Here is a 12,941-nt window from a genome sequence, read left to right as displayed (position 1 = left end):
ACTATCCATTTCGATTTTCCAGTTTCGTTGATAAGCAGACCTTATGGATTTCCGCCAGCTCCGCTATTTCGTTGCGCTTTACGAGGAAGGCCACGTCGGGCGCGCCGCCGAACGCCTGGCGATTTCCCAGCCGGCGCTCTCGCAGCAGATCCGCCAGTTGGAGCAGAACCTCGACGTGGCGCTGTTCCAGCGCAGCGGCAAGCGCCTGCTGCCGACCGCGGCCTCGCACACGCTGTACAACCACGCGGTGCCTCTGCTCGACGGCCTGGAGCGAGCCCGCGAATCGTTGCGCGGCTTCCGTGGCCAGAATGCGCGCAGCCTGAGCATCGGCGTGTTGCAGACGGTCAATGCCAACCTGGTGCCACACCTGGTGGAGCGCCTGCATACCGCGCAACCGCACGTGCAGGTGCGCATCTACGAGCTGTCGGGCGTGGAGATCGAGCGGCGCCTGCTGGTCGGCCAGCTCGACATCGGCATTGGCTTCCTGCCGCCGCGCCAGCCGGCGCTGCACGGCGTGGAGCTGTACCCGGACGAGCTGCAACTGGTGATCGCGGCGGACCATCCGCTGAAAGACTTCAAGAAAGTCTCGCTGGCCCAGGCGGCGGAACTGCCAATGCTGTTGCTGGGCGAGGAGTTCCGCGCCCGGCAGATCTGGCAGGAGCAACTGGCCGCCATCGGCCGCCGGCCACGGGTGCAGGCCGAGCTGAACCACATGAGCGGCATCCTCGACAGCCTGCCGCAGAGCCGCTTCGCCACTGTGCTACCGGGGCGCGCACGACAGATGCACGGTAATCCGAACCTGTTGTGGAAGCCGCTGAGCGAACCGCGCATTCCGTTGAGCGTGGGGCTGGTCTATCGCGATGCGCAGCGCCAGCAGCCGACGGTGGAGTTGCTGCGGTCGTTGCTCGACGGCGCTGTGTGACCGGTCAAGAGTCTGGCTCTCGTAGGAGCGGAGCTTCTCCGCGATCACCGCGACAGCGGCGCAACCTCTGACCGCCGGCCTACCGGCCGGATTCGCGGATAAGATCCGCTCCTACATTGTTTTCTGGGTCCCCGCGTTCGCGGGGATGACGCAATGGAGCGCGAATCTCACCCCCGTCACTCCCGCGAACGCGGGAGCCCAAAAGACAGTTGCTCCTACAAAAGCAGCTACCGACAAGCACGGTATTCCGCCTGTAGGAGCTGCAGGGCGCCTAGCCCATGCGCGCGATCACGGCCATGGCCCGCACCGACAAGTTCGCGCCATAGCCGAATCCCAGGCAAGAAAAAACCCCGCCTCTTTCGAAGCGGGGTTTTGCAGACCGATATCCTGACGTCCGTGCTGGCCACCATCCTTGGTGGAATCCCTATATTTCCGTGTTGTCGTTGGCGCTTCCTGCGCAATGTCCTGACTGAGGAGAAGATTAACCGCGCCAGGAGATTTCAGACAGACGCTGATCACCACCAGCGTTTGTAAGCCTAGGCTTACACGCAATCGTGATATCTCGGTTACCAAACTCTATAACCGGCAAAAAAAAGCCCCGCCGAGGCGGGGCTTTTGCGTAGCGCTTAGAACTGCGCGGCGTCCAGCAGGTACAGCGACTCGCTGCCGGCCTTCACCGAGGCGCTCAGGGAGTGGATGCGCGGCAGCAGGCGGGCGAAATAGAAGCGCGCGGTGCCCAGCTTGCTGGCGTAGAACGCGTCCTGGCCTTCCTTGCCCAGCGAGGCGCGCGCCATCAGCGCCCACATGTAGGCATAGGCGGTGTAGCCGAAGGCCTGCAGGTACTCGACCGACGCGGCGCCGATCTCGTTCGGATTGCCCTTGGCGCGGTCCAGGACCCAGGCGGTCAGTTCTTCCAGGTTCTGCACGGCGGCGTTCAGCGGGCCGGTGAATTCGGCCAGCTCGGCGGACGCCGAAGCGGTGAAGGTGCGGATCTCGTCGGTGAACAGCTTGGCGTAGGCGCCGCCGCTGCCGACGATCTTGCGGCCCATCAGGTCCAGCGCCTGGATGCCATTGGTGCCTTCGTAGATCTGGGTGATGCGGCAATCGCGCACCAGCTGCTCCTGGCCCCACTCGCGGATGAAGCCGTGGCCGCCGAAGACCTGCTGGCCGTGAATGGTGGTTTCCAGGCCCATGTCGGTGAGGAAGGCCTTGGCCACCGGGGTCAGCAGGGCGACCAGTTCCTCGGCGCGCTTGCGGGTGGTGGGTTCTTCGCTGTACTTGGCGGTGTCCAGCTGCATGGCGACGTAGCTGGAGAAGGCACGGCCGCCCTCGTTGAGCGCCTTCATGGTCAGCAGCATGCGACGCACGTCCGGGTGCACGATGATCGGGTCGGCGGCCTTGTCTTTCGCCACCGGGCCGGTCGGCGCGCGGCTCTGGATACGCTCGCGGGCGTATTCCACGGCGCTCTGGTATGAGCGCTCGCCGGTGGCCAGGCCCTGGATGCCAACGCCCAGGCGCTCGTAGTTCATCATGGTGAACATGGCGGCCAGGCCCTTGTTCGGCGCGTCGACGATCCAACCGGTGGCGCCGTCGAAGTTCATCACGCAGGTGGCGGAGCCCTTGATGCCCATCTTGTGCTCGATGGAGCCACAGGACACGGCATTGCGCTCGGCCAGGGAGCCGTCTGCGTTGACCATCACCTTCGGCACCAGGAACAGCGAGATGCCCTTGGAGCCGGCCGGCGCGTCGGGGAGCTTGGCCAGGACCAGGTGGATGATGTTCTCGGTCAGGTCGTGCTCGCCGCCGGTGATGAAGATCTTGGTGCCGGAAATCTTGTAGCTGCCGTCGGCCTGGGGCTCTGCCTTGGTGCGGATGATGCCCAGGTCGGTGCCGGCGTGCGGCTCGGTCAGGCACATGGAACCGGCCCAGGTGCCGGCGTACATGTTCGGCAGGAACTTGGCCTTGAGTTCTTCGCTGGCGTGGTTGAGCAGCGACAGACAGGCGCCGGCGGTGAGCATCGGATAGAGGCCGAAGGACAGGTTGGCCGCGTTGACCATTTCCTCGACCTGGGCGCCGATCACCTTGGGCATGCCCATGCCGCCGAATTCCGGCGCGCCGCCCACGCCCACCCAGCCGCCTTCGGCGTAGGTGCGGTAGGCCTCGGGGAAGCCGGCCGGGGTCTTCACGCCCTCGGCGCTCCAGCTGCAGCCTTCCTCGTCGCCGCTGCGGTTCAGCGGGGCGATCACGCCGCCGGTGACCTTGCCGGCCTCTTCAAGGATCGCACTGGCGGTCTCGGCATCGACGGTCTCGGCCAGCGCCGGCAGTTCTGCCCAGAGCTTGGCAACCTCGAAGACCTCATTGAGGACGAATTGCATGTCACGCAGGGGAGCTTTGTAGTCAGCCATGGATAAATCCTCGAACGAAAACGACGGCTGATCAGCCAGCCAGCGGTATCAGAATAGGAGGTACGCGAAGGTACGCCGCCGGAGTTTACTCCAACAACTTTTCAGACTTTAAGCGTCATGTTGTGACCAATCAACTATATATTGGTCACTAAATGTAGCCGACGTGAAAGGTCCGGATGCGCCAGACCTCCTCGTCTGCAGCGCGTAGGGCGGATAACGCCAACGGCGTTATCCGCCATGCCGGCCGGCGCATAAAGCGTTCCGCTTTATCCGCCCTACGCAGTCCTACGCAGTCCTACGGGATTTACAGGGCGAACTGCTCCGCCGACAGACGCATCAGTACGTCGGAACCGGCCTCCACCGCCGCCGCATGGGCCTGTGCACGCGGCAGCAGGCGGCTGAAGTAGAACTCGGCCGTCGTCAGCTTGGCCTCGTAGTAGGCGGCCTCGCCAGCGCCCTCCTCCCGCTTCTGCTGGGAAACGAGCGCCATGCGCAGCCAGAAGTAGCCGAGCGTGACGTAGCCGGAGAACATCAGGTAGTCCACCGAGGCGGCGCCGACTTCGTCGGGGTTCTTCATGGCGGCCATGCCGACCTTCTGGGTCAGCTCGCCCCACTGCGTGTTCAGCGCCGCCAACTGGGCGACCTGCGTCTTCAGTTGCGGGTGCTCGGCGTGCTGCTGGCAGAGCTGGTGCACCCGCCTGGTGAAGCCCATCAGCAGCTTGCCCTGGCTGCCGAGGACCTTGCGGCCCAGCAGGTCCAGCGCCTGGATGCCGTTGGTACCCTCGTAGATCGGCGCGATGCGGCAGTCGCGCACCAACTGCTCCATGCCCCACTCGCGGATGAAGCCATGGCCGCCGAACACCTGCATGCCGATGTTGGTGACTTCCAGACCGGTCTCGGTCATGAAGGCCTTGCAGATCGGGGTGAGGAAGGCCAGCAGGTTGGCGGCGTGCTCGCGCTCCTCGGCGTCCTGGGAGAGATGCTCGATGTCCAGCAGCTGCGCGGTGAAGTAGGCCAGTGCGCGGTTACCTTCGTTGAACGCCTTCATGGTCAGCAGCATGCGGCGCACGTCCGGGTGGACGATGATCGGGTCGGCGGGCTTATCCGGCGCCTTCGGGCCGGTCAGCGAACGCATCTGCAGACGATCCTGGGCGTAGCGCACGGCACCCTGGTAGCTGGTTTCGCCGAGGCAGAGGCCCTGCATGCCGGTGCCCAGTCGCGCATGGTTCATCATGGTGAACATGCAGGCCAGGCCCTTGTTGGCCTCGCCGATCAGGAAGCCGCGGGCGCCGTCGAAGTTCATCACGCAGGTGGCCGAGGCCTTGATGCCCATCTTGTGCTCGATGGAGCCGCAGGCCACGGCGTTGCGCGCGCCGGCCTCGTCATTCGCGTCAAGGTTGAACTTGGGCACGATGAACAGCGAGATACCCCTGGTGCCGACCGGGGCGTCCGGCAGCTTGGCCAGTACCAGGTGGATGATGTTCTCGCTCATGTCGTGCTCACCGGCGGAGATGAAGATCTTGGTGCCGGTGATCGCGTAGCTGCCGTCGGCGTTGGGCACGGCGCGGGTCTTGATGATGCCCAGGTCCGTGCCGCAGTGCGGCTCGGTCAGGCACATGGTGCCGGTCCAGACCGCGCTGGTCATGCGCGGCAGGTAGGTGTCCTTCTGCTCCTGCGTACCGTGGGCGTGGATAGCGGCCATGGCGCCCTTGGTCAGGCCGGGGTACATGCCCCAGGAGCAGTTGGAGGCGCCGATCATCTCGCTGACCAGCAGGCCGAGGGACGGCGGCAGGCCCTGTCCGCCGTAGGTTGGATCGCTGGAGACACCGTTCCAGCCGGCCTCGACGTACTGCGCGAAGGCTTCCTTGAAGCCCTTGGGCGTGGTTACCACGCCGTTGTCGAAGTGGCAGCCCTCCTCGTCGCCGGAGCGGTTCAGCGGGGCGATGACCTGCTCGCAGAACTTGGCGCCCTCCTCGAGGATGGCGGCGAACATGTCCGCGGTGGCGTCGGTGGCGCCGAGGGCTGCATAGCGGCCGGTGAAGTCGAAGACTTCGTCGGTGAGGAAGCGCACGTCGCGCAGGGGGGCCTTGTACTCGGGCATCGCGAATCTCCGTTCGGTTCGTGCGCCGGCGCGGCGCGAAAACCTCGAACCTAACGGCCAGTGTCCACCCGGACAATCACGCTGCATGCGCTGAATGCGCGGTCATAACGCAGGCCGTTCAGGCGGTGCGCACCGCTCCGCGACGCGACTGCCCGTGCACGGCCACGCGGTTGCGCCCACCGCTCTTGGCCGAGTACAGCGCCTCGTCCGCACCCTTTATCACTTCTTCCGGATTGCGCCGCTCGCCGTCGCGCTCCGCGACGCCGACACTGATGGTCACCGAGACGCTCTGCGCTTCCTTGCCACCGCGCTTGCCCCGGCCCTGGCGATCATCCTTGGGCCGGTTGCCGCGGTCGCGCAGCTGCATCACATAACCCTCGATTGCCTGCCGCACCGCGTCCAGGTGCGGCAGGCACTCCTCCACCGACTTGCCGGCGAACACCAGGGTGAACTCCTCGCCCCCGTATCGGTACGCCTTGCCGCCCCCGCCGGTACGCCGCAGCTGGCTGGCGACCATGCGCAACACCTGGTCGCCGACGTCGTGGCCGTGGCTGTCGTTGAACTTCTTGAAGTGATCCACGTCGACCATCGCCAGCACGTACTGCTGGCCAAGGCGCTCGAAGCGCTCGTTCAGTGCGCGGCGCCCCGGCAGGCCGGTGAGCTCGTCGCGGAAAGCCATCTGGTACGCCTCGTGGGCCACCGCGCAGGCCAGGTTTAGCATCGCCAGGCTGGTCATTACGGTGAGCGCATTGGGCAGGATGAACACCTTCGGCAGCATCCACAGCAGGCCCACCAGCCCCACCAGCTGCGCGGCATGCAATGGACGCGGCTGCCGCACGTAGGCGGCGATCAGGGCGATGAAGGCGAGGATGAAACCGAAGTAGGACAACTGCGCCAGGTTCATCCAGCGCCCGTGCAGGGACGGCCAGTAGACATCGCTGAGCAGCTCGGCCAGGCCCTGCGGGAAGCGTTGCGCAAGCGCCGTCGCTGTCGCCGCCACAGCCAGCAGCGCCGCACTGCGGGCCAGCAGGTCCTGCAGCGGCTGCATGCGCTCCTGCCAGATGCCGTACATGCCGTAGAGCAGCGGCAGCAGCACGCAACACAGGTGGAACACCAGCGCCGCGTCGGGCCGTGTCGTGTGCAGGGCGCGGTAGTAGTCGACCTGGTTATCGAGCAGGAAGTAGGCGATGTACACCACGCCCAGCATGAACAGCTGGCGCTGGCGCCCATAGATCATGCACAGGCCGCCACCGAGCAGCAGCAACAGGGTCGGCAGGACGTTGAACAGCGAGATGAAGAAGTCGGACAGTTCGGCCAGGGAGCCGGCAGCGATGCCGGCCGGAATCAGCAGCAGGGGTATGAGGAAGTGGCTGAGCCGGTAGGGGGCCGTGGGTCGCACAAGGGGTTCCGAAGCGTTGGCGCCGGACTCGGGATCAGCGGACCGGCAAGTGGCGTAATGATGGCACTTTCCGGAAATAATTGCGTGGTCGCAGATACGAAAAAGCCCGCCGGACGGCGGGCTTCTTCGTGGTCAGCAGACGGACGGCAAAGCGTCCGCTGGTGATCAGTAACCGAGGGCGAAGTCTTCCTCGGCCAGGTCCATCAGGTTGCTGGCGCCGGACAGCATGGAGCCAACGTGCGCGCGGGTGCGCGGCAGGATGCGCTGGAAGTAGAAGCGCGCGGTCTTCAGCTTGGCCTGGTAGAAGGCCTCTTCGCTGGTACCGGCAGCCAGCTTCTCGGCAGCCAGGCGAGCCATGTCGGCCCAGAAGTAGGCCAGGGCCGCGTAGCCGGAATACATCAGGTAATCCACCGAAGCGGCACCGACTTCCTCGCGGTCCTTCATGGCAGCCATGCCGACCTTCATGGTCAGCTCGCCCCACTCCTTGTTCAGCGCGGCCAGCGGGGCAACGAATTCCTTCACGGCTTCGTTGGCTTCGTTGGCCTGGCAGAACTTGTGCACGATCTTGGTGAAGCCCTTGAGCGCTTCACCCTGGGTCATCAGGATCTTGCGGCCCAGCAGGTCGAGAGCCTGAACGCCGGTGGTGCCTTCGTACAGCATGGAGATACGGCTGTCGCGGACGTTCTGTTCCATGCCGTGCTCGGCGATGAAGCCGTGGCCGCCATAGATCTGCACGCCGTGGTTGGCGGCTTCGAAGCCCACTTCGGTCATGAACGCCTTGGCGATCGGAGTGAGGAAGGCCAGCATCGCGTCAGCGGCTTTCTTCTCTTCTTCGTCCTGGCTGCGCTGGACGATGTCGACCTGCTTGGCGGCGAAGTACAGCATGGCGCGGTTGCCTTCGGCGAACGCCTTGGCGGTCAGCAGCATGCGGCGTACGTCCGGGTGCACGATGATCGGGTCAGCGGCTTTTTCCGGAGCTTTCGGGCCGGTCAGCGAACGCATCTGCAGACGCTCGCGAGCGTAGGCGATGCCACCCTGGAAACCGATCTCGGCGTGGGCCAGGCCTTGCAGCGCGGTACCCAGGCGAGCGGTGTTCATGAAGGTGAACATGCAGTTCAGGCCCTTGTTCGGCGGGCCGATCAGGAAGCCGGTGGCGGCGTCGAAGTTCATCACGCAGGTGGCGTTGCCGTGGATGCCCATCTTGTGCTCGATGGAGCCACAGGAAACGGCGTTGCGCTCGCCTACGCCGCCTTCGGCGTTGGGCAGGAACTTCGGCACGATGAACAGCGAGATGCCCTTGGTGCCCTGCGGGGCGTCGGGCAGGCGGGCCAGCACGATGTGGACGATGTTGTCGGCCATATCGTGTTCGCCAGCGGAAATGAAGATCTTGGTGCCGGTGACCTTGTAGGTGCCGTCAGCCTGCGGCTCGGCCTTGGTGCGCAGCATGCCCAGGTCGGTGCCGCAATGCGGCTCGGTCAGGCACATGGTGCCGGTCCACTCGCCGGAGACCAGCTTGGTCAGGTAGGTGTGCTGCTGCTCCGGGGTGCCGTGCGCGTGCAGGGTGTTCATGGCGCCATGGGACAGGCCGGGGTACATGCCCCAGGACCAGTTGGCCTGGCCGACCATCTCGCTGATGGCCATGCCGAGGGATTCGGGCAGGCCCTGGCCGCCGTGCTCGACGTCATGGGCCAGGCTCGGCCAGCCGCCTTCGACGAACTGCTGGTAGGCCTCTTTGAAGCCAGTCGGGGTCTTAACGCCTTCCGGGCTCCACTTGCAGCCTTCCATATCGCCAGTACGGTTCAGCGGAGCGATTACCTGTTCGCAGAACTTCGCACCCTCTTCGAGGATGGCATTGACCATGTCCGGGGTGGCGTCTTGGGCGCCCGGCAGGTTCTGGTAGTGCGCTTCGTAGCCCAGCAGCTCGTCGCGAACGAAACGGATATCACGCAAGGGGGCCTTGTAATCAGGCATAGCGGTAAACCTCTACGAAGGGTTCTGGTTAATGGGCGACCGGTAGTTGCGGTCGCAGTGCGGGATCGTTCCCGGCCGCCCAGTCGGTGCGCGCACGCATCCCGACAGTCAAACAGGCGTTTGAAACATACGTTTACGCCATACCCTTGTCAAGCATGCAGACCGACCGCCCGGTCACGCTCGCAGGGCTACCGCCGGAGCGCCTTTGCGCCGCCGTCCTGACATTGATTAAAGCCCATGGCAGAGCGGCCGGCGTGTCGCGAGGACAGCCGGCGGGGCAGAAAGAAGATACGGAGGGACAGTGACCGTCAGGCGCGGATATCGATGAGGGTGCCGAGCGTTTCGTCAGCGGCCTGGATGACCTTGGCGCCGGCTTCGACCTCATGCTGGCCGCGGCGCAGGTCCACCAGGTGATCGGCCAGGGCCTCGCTGGACCCGTTGCGGCCGCTGGCGATCCCGGCGCCGGCCTGGTCGAGGCGGCTCTGGCCGCTCTGAACCGAGCTCAGGCCCGCGGCAAATGCATTACCGGAGATTTCCATCGGCGCGTCTCCCAGGACATAGGCAGCCAGTGGCCACCATTCAAGCAGACTTCCGCCCGCCCGGCCAGGCGTTGTTACAGATCGAGGATGCTCAGGTCCAGGTGGGCGGCGACCGCAGCGGGTGTTGCGGGCGACAGCCGGGGCACGCGGCCGATGCAGGGCGCCGGCAGGCGTTCGGCCAGGGTCGCCAGGTTCTCCTCCAGGCGCGAGGTGCTGGGGTCGACGATATTCGCCACCCAGCCAGCCAGCTGCAGGCCGTCACGCTGGATCGCCTCGGCGCTGAGCACCGCGTGGTTGATGCAGCCCAGGCGCACACCGACCACCAGGATCACCGGCAGGTCGAGGGCGATCGCCAGGTCAGACAGGCTCTCCTCCCCCGACAGCGGCACCCGCCAGCCACCCGCGCCCTCCACCACCGAGAAGTCGGCGCCCAATTGCAGCACTGAGCGCACGGCCGGGGTCAAGGACTCGACCTGCAGCTTCACGCCCTTCTCCCGTGCGGCGAGGTGCGGCGCGATGGCGGGTGCAAAGGCGAAGGGATTCACCTGGTCATAGGCCAGCGGCAGGCTGCATTCGGCCAGCAGCGCCAGTGCATCGGAATTGCGCAGCCCTTCGGCGGTACGCTCGCAACCGGACGCCACAGGCTTGGCTGCCGCCGTGGACAACCCGGCCAGCCGCGCCGCATGGAGCAGGCCGGCGGCGATGGTGGTCTTGCCGATTTCGGTGTCGGTGCCGGTGATGAAGTAGGCGTGGGACATAGGTACCTCGGTGCTTTTCCGTATGAGCGGACTGCGCCCGGGATCAGCCATTGACTCAATGGCCATCGCGGACAAGGTCCGCTCCTACTAAGAATAGATTTTGCGCAGGACTGCGTAGACCACCCGGTAGGTGGCCGGCAGCCCCTGGGTCTGGCGGAATTGTTCGTAGGCGGCGATCAGCGCGCGCACCCGCTCGCGCCCGGTCAGGCCGTCGGGCCGGCCGGGGTTGAGGTTGTGCGCGCCAAGCGCCTTGAGCTCATGGGTCAGGCTGCGCAGGTCGGGGAAGTGCAGGACGCGGTCCTCGGTGCGCAGCTCCAGCACCTCCAGCCCACTGTCGGCGCAGTGCCGCTGGTAGTCCTCGAAGGCGCGGAAGCGGTTCACATGGACGAAACCGTCCACCGCCTCCCAGGCACTGCGCAGTTCGCCCAGGGTGCCGATGCACAGACTGCTGAACGCCAGCACGCCATTGGGACGCAGCACCCGGCGCGCCTCTCTCAGCACTGACGGCAGGTCTGCGCACCATTGCAGCGCCAGGCTGGAGAACAGCAGGTCGCAGGCGCCGTCACGCAGCGGCAGATGCTCGGCGTCGCCGCCGACGAAATGCTCCGCGCCGCCCAGTTCACGGGCATGGCGCAGCATGCCTTCGGCGATATCGACGGCCAGGCCGTGGGCCTGCGGATAACGCCCCGCCAGTGCACGGGTGAAATAGCCGGTGCCGCTGCCCAGGTCGATCCAGCGCTGTGGCGCCAGCTCGCCCGGCAACCGCTGCAAGAGCTGCGAGCCAACCGCGCGTTGCAGGTCTGCCACCGCATCGTAGGTCTCTGCGGCCCGGGAGAAGGAAGCGGCCACCTGGCGTTTGTCAGGCAGGCCGGCAGTACTGCGTTCAGGCATCGTCGCCCTCGTGGATGAATCTCAGGATGGCGGCGGCCGTTTCGTCCGGCTGCTCCAGCGGCAGCCCGTGGCTGGCGTCGGCGATCAGGCTGACCTCGACGTCCGGCAGCCACTCCAGCAGGGCGTCGGCGGCGGAGGCCGGCACCAGGGCGTCGTTGCCGGCGAACAGGTGCAGTTGCGGGCCGGGATAGCGGCCCAGGGCGGCACGGGTATCGAGCTGACCGAGCAACTGCAGGCCGGCGGTCAGACCAGCGCTGTCCAGTTGCGGCAGGGCCACCTGCAGTTGCCGCGCGAGCGTGCGCGGATCACGTGCGCCCTGGCTGACCAGCAGGGTGAAGCGCTTGCGCACCAGTTGCGGTTCCAGCAGGAAGGCCTCGAAGAAGTCCTCGAATACCTCACCCGCCATGGCCTCGGGCCAATCCTCGCGGCGGCGGAAGCAGGGGTTGCTCGCCAGCGTGACCAGCCCTCGGCAGGATTCGCCCCGGCGCGCAGCCAGCTCGGCGGCGAGCATGCCGCCCAGCGACCAGCCGGCGATCCAGGCGTCATGGCGGACGTTGTCGTCCAGCTCGTCGAGCCATACATTCGGGTCGGCATCGGTCGGCAACGGCTCGATCTGCACGTTCAGGTGCGGCGCCTGTTCCAGCAGCGCATCGCGCAGCGGCTCCAGCGGCGCGCTGCCCAAGCCCCAGCCCGGCAGCAGGATCAGTTGGTCACGCATCGTCGCCCTCCTCGGCATCGATCTCCGCCAGAAGGCTAGACGAGACCCGCTGCCAGCCCTCGGCCAGCGCCACCAGCAGGCGGTCGACCTGGGCCTCGCTGTGCAGCGCGGACAACGTCACGCGCAGGCGCGCGGTGCCGGCCGGCACGGTCGGCGGGCGGATCGCGCCGACCAGGATGCCGCGCTCGCGCAGCTCCGCCGACAGGGCCATGGCCTGGCGGCTGCCGCCGATGAGGATCGGCTGGATCGGCGTGGGGCTGTCCATCAGGCCCAGGCCAATGGCCTGGGCACCCGCGCGGAAGCGCGCTATCAGGGTGTTCAGGTGCTCGCGGCGCCAGTTCTCGGCGCGCAGCAGCTCCAGGCTTTTCAGCGTGGCGCAGGCCACCGCTGGCGGCTGGCTGGTGGTGTAGATGTAGGGCCGGGCGAACTGGATCAGCGTCTCGATCAGCTCTTCGCTGCCGGCGACGAAAGCGCCGGCGGTGCCAAAGGCCTTGCCGAGGGTTCCGACCAGCACCGGGACATCGTCCATGCCCAGACCGAAATGTTCGACGATGCCGCCGCCACTGGCACCCAGCGAGCCGAAGCCGTGGGCGTCATCGACCATCATCCAGGCGCCCTTCTTGCGAGCCTCGACGCACAGCGCCGGCAGGTCGGCCAGGTCACCGTCCATGCTGAACACGCCATCGGTCACCACCAGGGTGCTGCCTTCGGTTTTAGCCAGACGCGCAGCGAGGCTCGCGGCGTCGTTGTGCAGGTAGCGCGAGAAGCGCGCCCCGGAGAGCAGGCCGGCATCCAGCAACGAGGCGTGGTTGAGGCGGTCTTCCAGCACGCTGTCGCCCTTGCCCACCAGGGCGGTGACGGTGCCGAGATTGGCCATGTAGCCGGTGGAGAACAGCAGCGCGCGCGGGCGGCCGGTGAACTCGGCCAGCGCCAGCTCCAGCTCATGGTGCGGGCCACAATGGCCGTTGACCAGATGCGAAGCGCCACCGCCCACGCCCCAGCGCTGCGCGCCGGCACGCAGGGCGGCAATTACCTCAGGGTGACTGGCCAGGCCCAGGTAGTCGTTGGAACAGAAGGCCAGCATCGGCCGGCCATCGATGACCACGTCGGGCCCCTGCGGGCTCTCCAGCAGCGGACGCTGGCGGTAGAGGTCGTCCGCCTTGCGCTGGGCAAGGCGGGCGGTGAGATCGAAAGACATACGCAACCCCTCTCGGCGGTAACGGGCCGAGACCCGTCA

The 12,941-nt window shown here is 66.3% G+C and carries 10 protein-coding genes; 1 reads left to right on the top strand and 9 read right to left on the bottom strand.

The window, feature by feature from the left end; translation table 11 throughout:
* Positions 1-43 precede the first annotated feature (43 nt).
* Positions 44-922: a LysR family transcriptional regulator gene (locus GA645_RS02550; protein WP_152219683.1), complete on the top strand. Its 879-nt coding sequence runs from the start codon at positions 44-46 to the stop codon at positions 920-922.
* Between the two features lie 626 nt (positions 923-1,548).
* Here GA645_RS02550 and GA645_RS02545 read toward each other — a convergent pair.
* From GA645_RS02545 to bioF, 9 genes are all read right to left on the bottom strand, one after another.
* A complete protein-coding gene (locus GA645_RS02545; RefSeq protein WP_152219681.1) occupies positions 1,549-3,327 on the bottom strand; it encodes an acyl-CoA dehydrogenase C-terminal domain-containing protein in 1,779 nt (592 codons plus the stop codon).
* Between the two features lie 304 nt (positions 3,328-3,631).
* Positions 3,632-5,428, bottom strand: coding sequence for an acyl-CoA dehydrogenase C-terminal domain-containing protein (locus GA645_RS02540; protein WP_152219679.1), 1,797 nt, complete (start codon positions 5,426-5,428; stop codon positions 3,632-3,634).
* A gap of 118 nt (positions 5,429-5,546) precedes the next feature.
* Positions 5,547-6,827, bottom strand: a complete 1,281-nt coding sequence (locus tag GA645_RS02535) for a GGDEF domain-containing protein (RefSeq protein ID WP_152219677.1) — start codon at positions 6,825-6,827, stop codon at positions 5,547-5,549.
* 165 nt (positions 6,828-6,992) lie between these two features.
* Positions 6,993-8,798 carry a phenylacyl-CoA dehydrogenase gene (locus GA645_RS02530; protein ID WP_152219675.1) on the bottom strand — a complete coding sequence of 602 codons (1,806 nt, stop codon included), beginning with the start codon at positions 8,796-8,798 and terminating at the stop codon, positions 6,993-6,995.
* Between the two features lie 308 nt (positions 8,799-9,106).
* Positions 9,107-9,337, bottom strand: a complete 231-nt coding sequence (locus GA645_RS02525) for a hypothetical protein (RefSeq protein WP_152219673.1) — start codon at positions 9,335-9,337, stop codon at positions 9,107-9,109.
* A 74-nt stretch (positions 9,338-9,411) separates the two neighbouring features.
* On the bottom strand, positions 9,412-10,095 hold the full coding sequence (gene bioD / locus GA645_RS02520) for a dethiobiotin synthase (RefSeq protein WP_152219671.1): 684 nt from the start codon (positions 10,093-10,095) through the stop codon (positions 9,412-9,414).
* 87 nt (positions 10,096-10,182) lie between these two features.
* Entirely contained in the window at positions 10,183-10,986 is an 804-nt protein-coding gene (gene bioC / locus GA645_RS02515; RefSeq protein WP_152219670.1) for a malonyl-ACP O-methyltransferase BioC, read from the bottom strand.
* On the bottom strand, positions 10,979-11,704 hold the full coding sequence (locus GA645_RS02510) for an alpha/beta fold hydrolase (protein WP_152219668.1): 726 nt from the start codon (positions 11,702-11,704) through the stop codon (positions 10,979-10,981). Before GA645_RS02510 ends, bioC begins: the two co-directional genes overlap by 8 nt.
* On the bottom strand, positions 11,697-12,902 hold the full coding sequence (gene bioF, locus GA645_RS02505; protein WP_152219665.1) for an 8-amino-7-oxononanoate synthase: 1,206 nt from the start codon (positions 12,900-12,902) through the stop codon (positions 11,697-11,699). The genes GA645_RS02510 and bioF overlap by 8 nt, the downstream gene beginning before the upstream one ends.
* Positions 12,903-12,941 lie beyond the last annotated feature (39 nt).

This window comes from Pseudomonas sp. SCB32, assembly GCF_009189165.1.
Taxonomy (GTDB): domain Bacteria; phylum Pseudomonadota; class Gammaproteobacteria; order Pseudomonadales; family Pseudomonadaceae; genus Pseudomonas.
The sequence above is the reverse complement of the archived record's forward strand: the minus strand, read 5'-3'. Positions and strand labels throughout refer to the sequence as shown.

Bases quoted from the DNA above. Each gene is read 5' to 3' on its own strand.
- GA645_RS02550 (WP_152219683.1), top strand. From the start codon at position 44: ATGGATTTCCGCCAGCTCCGCTATTTCGTTGCGCTTTACGAGGAAGGC.
- GA645_RS02545 (WP_152219681.1), bottom strand. From the start codon at position 3,327: ATGGCTGACTACAAAGCTCCCCTGCGTGACATGCAATTCGTCCTCAAT.
- GA645_RS02540 (WP_152219679.1), bottom strand. From the start codon at position 5,428: ATGCCCGAGTACAAGGCCCCCCTGCGCGACGTGCGCTTCCTCACCGAC.
- GA645_RS02530 (WP_152219675.1), bottom strand. From the start codon at position 8,798: ATGCCTGATTACAAGGCCCCCTTGCGTGATATCCGTTTCGTTCGCGAC.
- GA645_RS02525 (WP_152219673.1), bottom strand. From the start codon at position 9,337: ATGGAAATCTCCGGTAATGCATTTGCCGCGGGCCTGAGCTCGGTTCAG.
- bioD (WP_152219671.1), bottom strand. From the start codon at position 10,095: ATGTCCCACGCCTACTTCATCACCGGCACCGACACCGAAATCGGCAAG.
- bioC (WP_152219670.1), bottom strand. From the start codon at position 10,986: ATGCCTGAACGCAGTACTGCCGGCCTGCCTGACAAACGCCAGGTGGCC.
- GA645_RS02510 (WP_152219668.1), bottom strand. From the start codon at position 11,704: ATGCGTGACCAACTGATCCTGCTGCCGGGCTGGGGCTTGGGCAGCGCG.
- bioF (WP_152219665.1), bottom strand. From the start codon at position 12,902: ATGTCTTTCGATCTCACCGCCCGCCTTGCCCAGCGCAAGGCGGACGAC.